This is a genomic window from Lentzea sp. NPDC006480 (genome assembly GCF_040611995.1).
In the GTDB taxonomy this organism is placed as follows: Bacteria; Actinomycetota; Actinomycetes; order Mycobacteriales; family Pseudonocardiaceae; genus Lentzea.
Window position 1 is genome coordinate 1 of record NZ_JBEXPJ010000267.1, and the last position, 7,652, is coordinate 7,652.

Consider the following 7,652-nt stretch of genomic DNA (forward strand, 5'->3'; position numbering starts at 1 on the left):
GACGGCGAGCTTCGCGGACACCAACACGCTGGCGGACCTGACCGCGGACGCGGGCCAGTTCAACGGCGGCGAGTGGCTGGGCGGCCTGAAGACACCGAGCGAGATGAACGCCGACGACCACGATGCGGGCGCCGTTCATGCCGCGCCCGGCAGCCGACAACGTCTCCACCGCGTGATCGACGACCTGGCGGGGACGCCGGGCGATCGACCGCATCGCCTCCTCGACGATGGGTGCCGTGCGCCGCGATCTCCGCAGCTGCCACAACAGGTAGTGCGGGTCGCACGGAATGCAGTGCCCGCCGACACCCGGACCGGGGTAGGACACCAGGAACCCGTACGGCTTGGTGCCGGCGGCGTGCGTCACCTCGATGGGGTCCAACCCGAAGCACCTGCTGATCTCGGCGAACTCGTTGGCCAGCGCCAAGGTGACCGCGCGGAACGAGTTCTCGTACAGCTTGGTCAGCTCGCTCGCCTCCGGTGAGCTCACCTGGTGCACGATCGGCGCGACGAGCCGCAGCACGGCACGGGCGCGTTCGGTGCACTCCGGCGTGGCCCCGCCGACGACGCGCGGAGTCCGTTGCTGGAGGTGGTCCGGCCTGCCGGGATCGATCCGTTCCGGGCTGAACGCCACGTAGACGTCCCGTCCCGGCACCAATCCCCTGCGCAGCAACGGTTCCATCAGCAGCTCGCGCGTCGTGCCGACGAAGCTGGTCGAGGTCAGGATCAGCACCTGTCCCGGCACGACGCGCTCGACGACCGACGCGCACGCCGCCCGCAACGGAGTCAGGTCGGGCGTGAGGTAGCGGTCGAGCGGCGTCGGGACGCACACGATCACCGCCCCGGCGCCGCTCAGGAGGGAGGCATCCGTGGTGAGCACGAAATTGTTGTCCCCCAAGGCCTCGATCAGTCTCAGCCGGTCCTCGTCGAGCAGGTCGGCCGAACCGTCCCTGATCGCGGAGAGCCTGCGCTCGCTGATGTCGATGCCGATCGTCCGCACGCCACCCGAGTAGAGCCCGAGCGCGGTCGGAAGTCCGACGTACCCCATACCCATGATGGCAACTGACTTCACATCCACGAATCGACACTAGGCGCCGGTGCCTGTGGCCGGATCACATCGCGGGGTGAGCGGTGCTACGCCGTCGGCATGGCTGCCCGGCCGCAGTCCCGCGGCCCGTGCCACGGAGACGGCCTCCAGCCTGCTGTGAACGTCCAGTTTGGTGAAGATGCTGTTCGTGTGAGTGCGCACGGTGTTCGCCGAAACCGAGAGCTGGTCCGCGATCTCGTCACCCCGGCCGCCGTCCACGATCGCCTGCAGCACCTCGCGTTCACGTGTGCTCAGCGCGTCGAGCGGACCACTTCCGTCGCGGACCCGGCGCACGTCCTCGCGCAACTCGCGCAGGACGGCCCCCAGGTGCTCGGACGGGAAGCTCGCCTGCCCACGGCACACGCCGCGCAACACTTCCACGAGGTGCTCGGGTGAGCTCGACTTGTGCACCCACCCGTCGGCGCCCGCACGCGCCGCCTCCACCGCGTGGAGGTGGTCGTGGCTCGCCGTCAGCACGACGATCCGGGTGGCCGGCCAGGCGTCGCGCAACGCGCACAGCACATCGGCGATCGCGAGACCGTACTGCTCGATCTCGATCGTGATGACATCGGGCCGCAGCCGGAGCACCGTGTCCGTCAGGCGCTGGTCGTCGGTCGTACGACTGCCGACCACCCACAGGTCCGGTGCGGCGGAGAGCTTCGCCGTCAGTGCCTCGGTCAGCATCTGGTGGTCGTCGACGAGGAGGACCCGCCATTGGTTCATGGCCCCACGGTCCTACCGAAAGGCGTGCGTGTCCTCGTGCAAACGCATGAGGCTTCGCGCTACGGGACCTGCAGGACCGCCTCGACGATCACGTTGTCCTGGTAGTTGCGGGAAGCCTGGTCGAATGGGCCGCCGCAGGTGACGAGACGCAGCTCGGACACCGGCGTCGGCGAGTACACGAGGTCGGTCGGGAAGGCGGTCTTCGGCGCGGCGTAGACCTTGCGCACGACGAAACGCAGTTCACTCCCGTCCACGCGGGTGACGATGACGTCGTCCCCCTGCTCGAGCTCGTGCAGGCGGCTGAACACACCCGGTCCCGCACGGGAGTCGACGTGCCCGGCGATCATCGCCGGGCCGCTGCCACCCGGTGCGGGTCCCGCGGCGAACCACCCCGCCTGGTCGTACCGCTCCGGCGGCACCAGCTCACCGCCACCGCCCACGGCCAGGTCGACCAGCGCGCTGCGCACCCCGATCGCCGGCACCCGCACGGCGACCGGTCGCGGCACCGCCCCGTCGGCCACCATCGGCGGACGGGGCTGTGACGTGACCGGTCCCCAGCCGGAGGTCATCGGCGCCACCGGTGGCGCCACGACGGGCTGCACCCCGGCCGTGACCGCGTCCGCCGCCAGCATCAGAGCGGGCAGCAGCGCGACCACGAGCGCACGGATCACGCGATCCTGCGCCGCAGCACCAGGAAGCCGAGCACGATGAACCCGGCCAGCACGAACGGCTGCCACGGCACACCACCCGCGCCGACACCGGTCTGCTGTCCTCCCACCGGCACGACCTCGGCGCCCTTGGCGTCGGTGCGGACCACAGTGGACAGCTGGCCGTTGTGCTCCAGCACGAGAACGCTGTAGACGCCGCCCGCCTCCAGCGGCACCGCGAGGTCGACCTGGCTGCCGGACTTCGGTGTCACCTTGAGCCCGGTGGTCCCCGCCGGCACGAGCGAGTACGGCGTCGCGGTGCCGAAGGCCGCGTTGTCGATCAGCGCCTTCTCACCGCGGACGATCTTCAGGTCACCTGTCAGCGGCGCGGCGTTCACGACGCGCATCCTGGCCTGCCCGGACGGCGGCATCGTGATGTCGTCGTCGAGCACCTTCAACGCGAGTGAGGCGAACTTGCCCAGGCCCGCGACCGTGTAGGCCTTGCCCGCGGTCGCGGGCAGCGTCGCGGAGATGACCGGCGGGCTGTTCGGATCCGCGCCCGACGGACGCATCGCGATCGTGTACGTGCCGGGTTCGACGCGCTGGTAGTCGGAGAGAACTCCGTACCCCACGCCGGGAATGCGCACCGTCGCCTCCGGGTGCTCGAACGAGCTCACGGTCACGTCGACCTGCGGCGTGTCCGGCGACAGGTGCGCCAGTCGCAGGTAGGTGCCGGTCGCAGCGTGAGCCGGCACCACCCAGACCATCGAGGCGAGCACCGCGACCACAAATCCGATGGACGCTCTTCTCATGACTCCTCCTGCACTAGCCAGGTGATGACCGCTCCCTGCGGAGTGATCCGGATGCTCGAAGGCGCGTAGGGCGCCTGTTGCACGTTCAGCCACATCGTCAGAACCTGCCTGGACGCCGGGTAGTCGACGCCACGACCGTCCACAGCGGACAGCACGACCTCGCGGCGAGGCGTGCCGAGACCCTGCTCCGGCTCCGTCGTCCTCGCGTCCGCGACGACGATCTCGTGGTCGGCGCTCAGCCCCGCGAGCAACGTCATCGCACGCAGGTCGACCAGTCCGTCCCGCAGGGCGAGGGCGACCTGGTCGGTGACGAGCAGCCGCGGGTTCGCCGCGAGCTGGCGGCCCGCGTTCAACCGCACCACCGAATTCTCGACGGACGGTCTGTCGCGGTACTGGAGGGCATAGCCGCCGAACCGGGCCACCACGGCGTCGTTCCCCTTGCCCGCCACCACGTCGAACGTGGCGGGCCCGGAGCGGTGCACGCGGTCCGGGGGCAGACCCGCGTGCACCAGTTCCGACCAGATCCCCTCCGGCGCGGTGAGGATCGTGGTCGGTGGCGTGTTCTCCCTGATCCATCCGGCGAGCGCGGTCTCCTGCTGCCACCGTCCGATGCGCGGCACGAACAGCGTCCCGGCGACCGCGACCAGGACGCTCAGCACGACCGCGCAGGTGAGCAGTGCCGGGCGCCGCACGGCGTCCAGCAGGCCCGCGAGCACGGCCGTGGACAGCACGACCAGCACCGGCAGCAGCACATCGGCCGCCGGGCCGAACCACGCGCACTGTGCGGCGATCACCAGCACACCCGCCGCGAGCAGCCGGGTCTCCTTGCGCAGCAACGCGGGCAGCGCGACCAGGAACGCGGTCGCCAGCAGCACGATCCGTTGCTCGACCGTCAACGCCTCCGCGACGACGACGGCCGTCCACCCGCCTCCCACCAGCTGCAGCACGACCGCGAGGATCACCAGCGGCGCGGCCATCAGCGGCACCCACAGCGCACACACGGCCAGCAGCGGCACGATCAGGATCGGCGCGGTCAGCACGGCGCCCAGTGCCGCGACACCGCCGAGGGTCAGCAGGAAACCGTCCTTGCGCTGCAGTCCCGGCACCAGCAGGGCGCAGGCGAGCATCGTCCACGCCGCCGCCAGCGCACCCGTGCCCACCGGTACCAGCGCCGCGACCGCCGGTCCGCTGAACGCCGGCAACAGCACCGCGACACCCACCGCGGGCAGCCGCATCCGCAGCCCGAACACCAGCAGCGCGACCGTGGACAGCGCGGCGACACCCGTGGCGACCACCGACAGTTCCCGCGCGGCGAGCAACACGGAGTCGTACCGCTCCAACGCACGCGTCAGCGACAGGTAACCCTGCAGCTGCAGCTCGCTGACTCCCTTGCCGCCGCCGGGAAGACCGCCCAGCGAGGCGAACGCGGAGTCGATCAGCCGTTGCTCCGCACCGGACGCGGGCAGCGTCGGTGACACGAGCCAGACCCGCAACGCCAGGGCGAGCGCGGCCGCGGCGGCCAGCACCGCCCCCAGTTTCGGGACCGCGGCCTCACCACCACCCGGTTGGTTGAGCTTGCGCCGCGCAGGGCTGACCCACCTGCCGGTCGAGTGCTCCAGCCAGGCCCGGGGCAGGGTGCGCAGCGCGGTCACCGCGTCGACCACCCGCATCGGCACGTAGAACGGGGCGAACAGCAGGTAGCGCGCCCGGCGTTCGGCGATCGCGACGCCCACCGTCAGCACCAGGTCGGGCAGCAGCACACCGAGGAGGATCGACCTGGGGTTGACGTACTCGGAGATCACCGCGCTGACGCCCCAGTCCGCCAGCTCCGGGATCACTTCGGGCAGCAGCAACAACACCAGCAGGACCGGCGCCACCACCAGCAGCAGACTGCTGACCAGCACCTCCAGCACGTACACGACGAGCATCGCGGAGAAGAGGTCGAGCCGGGGCCGGTGCCTGCGCACGGACTGCCAGAACCCGAGTGCCCACCGCCTGGTCTGCTTGAGGTAGTCGTCGAACGTGTCCGGGTCCTGTGTCGCGGCCCTGGCCGCGAGGGAGAAGCCGACCTTGCCGAGGCGCTGCCGGTACACCTCGAAGGTCATGTTGAAGTCCTCGATCACCAGCCCCGGTTGATCGATCTTGATCGACGGCAGCACGCGGGTGCGGTACATGCTCGCGAACCCCGGCACGATGAAGGTCGCGTTGGTGGGCTGCCAGGTCTGCCCGAACTTCAGCAGCCGCTGGGTCAGCGCGTAGACACGCGCTCTGTGCGTGACCAGCAGCGCGCCCAGCGTCGTCCGGGGTGGTGTGCTCCAGTCACTCGCCGCGCATCCTGCGACGCTCACGATCCGGTCGTCGTCGAAGAACGGCAGGGAGTGCTCGAAGTAGTCGCTCTCGAGTCGCGTGTCCGCGTCCAGCAGCAGCACGGCCTCGTACTTCTCGGCCAGACCGAACCGCCTGATGCCCTCTTCCAGCGCGCCCGCCTTGCCGATGTTCGACGCGGTCTCGATGACGTGCACGCCCTGCGACCGGGCCAGCTCCACGGTGTGGTCGTGCGACCCGTCCGACACGACGTGGATGTTGTGCCGCGGCAACAGTTTCGCGACGGATTCGAGACTGTCCGTGATGACGAGTTCCTCGTTGTGCGCGGCCATCAACACAGCCACGTCGTCGACCGTCAGCCGAGCAGGGGGCCGGGTGTCCGCACGTCCCCGGCTCGCCAGAACACGCAGCAGTCCAACGGTTCCCCACAGCGTGAAGTTGACGCCGAGCACGGCGACGACCAGCAACCACCAGGGAATCACCTGGGCAACGCTAGGCGTGCCCCGGCACCTGCGGATCATCAACACGGACGAGGCCGCCTACGCAGCGGGCACTACCCGGTCTCCGCCCGGCCTGCCCTCAGTTCTGGGCGGGGAAGGCGAATCCCTTGACGAACAACCAGATCGGGAGGATCAGCTCGAACATGCCGCCAGGAACCAGTGCGATGAGCCCGACGCCTTGTGACACGTCGACGACGTCGAACATGTCCAGCACGCACCCCGCCAGCAGCGCGGGATAGCTGACCAGACCGAGGACTGCCAGCGGACGCGGGATCAGCCGCGATCGGTACAGCAGCACGGCCATGCACGTGCCGGCCGCCGTGGTGACCAGATAGATCAGCAGAGTGGACGCGCCGTACTGCGCCCGCAGCAGGGCACCGAGACTCGCCGAGGTGGCAGTGTCGACGGTGCCATCGCGCACCCCGGCACCGAGTTCGAGCACCAGAAGCGGGACTGCCAGGTAGAACAGACTCGCGGCGAGCTCCGCGACCCGGAACCCGACGTGTGCCAGGGCCAGCGACTCACCGTGGCGTTTCAGCAACGGAAACAGCAGGACCGCGATACCCACCACCCCGAACTGACCGGCCAGCAGAGACGCACCGGTGGCCAGGCTCGCGGTGTCGGCGGACGCACCGGCCAGGAAATCCGGCCGGCTCAGCACTCCGCCGATGAGCGTGTCCGCGAAGATGAACGCGATGGTGGCGACGAGGAACAGCAACCCGACGAGAGTCGCGGTCTTCCTGGTCGAGGCGGTCGTCGGCCCGCTGTGCGGCATCGCCGCATCGGCGACGGCCGGCACGAGGGGCTTCTCGGGTGCAGACATGGCATTCGCTCTCTCTGTTCAGTTGATTCGCTGAGAGTGAGGCGGGGCCATCCTCACGTCGTTGAACGCGGTGAACTCCAGCTGTGCAAGGCCGTCTGCGCTGGATCCCCCTTGAACACCAGCCCGTCCAGCGCGACGAACTTGGCGAAGCCGCCAGCACGGACATCAGCAACAGCCCGGTTCCTGCCGCGACACTCGCACGGCGAAACGCTCAATCTGCTTCGTCCCGCGGCGAGACGGAACGCCCAGGCGGTCTTCGGATGCGGCTCGTCACGGAAGCTCGACGGCCGCCGGTGAACTTCGGCCGTCGGCACGGCCGGCCTGTCCACTCAGGACACCGACCAGACACACGAGAGCTCGGAACCGGCTGCAGTGACAGTCCCGGCAAGGTCGGCGAACGGCGCTCAACCCCCGTGACAAGTCAGCCGGCGCCGTGAGCGGAAACATCTCGGCGGCCTCCCTCGACGCGTCAGCAACTCGACGCTTGCGCCGCCAAGGTCCGGAGCGGATGTCCGACGCATCCCGATCCACCGCGTCAAGCCGATGCGGTCCGGCAGATGGTCCGGCCGGGCGGGATGCCTTGCCAGCGTAGAACTCCGCTACACACGCCGAACAGGGCCGATGAGGTGACCGCGACCAACCTGCCGTCCGGACGTGGTCATCCGGTGCAGCTGGGGACTGCCGGGACGCTGCCGAGGCAGTTGTTCGTCAGGTTCCCGCCGATCGGTGAGTTGTTGT

General features: G+C 69.7%; 6 protein-coding genes. All 6 read right to left on the reverse strand.

Annotated elements, in window-relative coordinates; genetic code table 11:
• Nucleotides 1-1,045, reverse strand: a 1,045-nt coding sequence (locus ABZX92_RS44230; protein WP_355571930.1) for a nucleotide sugar dehydrogenase, incomplete at its 3' end; no start/stop codon positions are given.
• A 39-nt stretch (nt 1,046-1,084) separates the two neighbouring features.
• Entirely contained in the window at nt 1,085-1,807 is a 723-nt protein-coding gene (locus ABZX92_RS44235) for a response regulator transcription factor (protein ID WP_355571932.1), read from the reverse strand.
• A 59-nt stretch (nt 1,808-1,866) separates the two neighbouring features.
• Nucleotides 1,867-2,478, reverse strand: a complete 612-nt coding sequence (locus ABZX92_RS44240) for a sortase (protein WP_355571934.1) — start codon at nt 2,476-2,478, stop codon at nt 1,867-1,869.
• Nucleotides 2,475-3,266 (reverse strand): DUF4397 domain-containing protein, encoded by a 792-nt coding sequence (locus tag ABZX92_RS44245; protein WP_355571936.1) that lies wholly within the window; start codon nt 3,264-3,266, stop codon nt 2,475-2,477. The genes ABZX92_RS44240 and ABZX92_RS44245 overlap by 4 nt, the downstream gene beginning before the upstream one ends.
• Nucleotides 3,263-6,073 carry a glycosyltransferase family 2 protein gene (locus tag ABZX92_RS44250; protein ID WP_355571938.1) on the reverse strand — a complete coding sequence of 937 codons (2,811 nt, stop codon included), beginning with the start codon at nt 6,071-6,073 and terminating at the stop codon, nt 3,263-3,265. Before ABZX92_RS44250 ends, ABZX92_RS44245 begins: the two co-directional genes overlap by 4 nt.
• 97 nt (nt 6,074-6,170) lie before the next feature.
• Entirely contained in the window at nt 6,171-6,914 is a 744-nt protein-coding gene (locus tag ABZX92_RS44255; protein ID WP_355571940.1) for a DUF4386 domain-containing protein, read from the reverse strand.
• Nucleotides 6,915-7,652 lie beyond the last annotated feature (738 nt).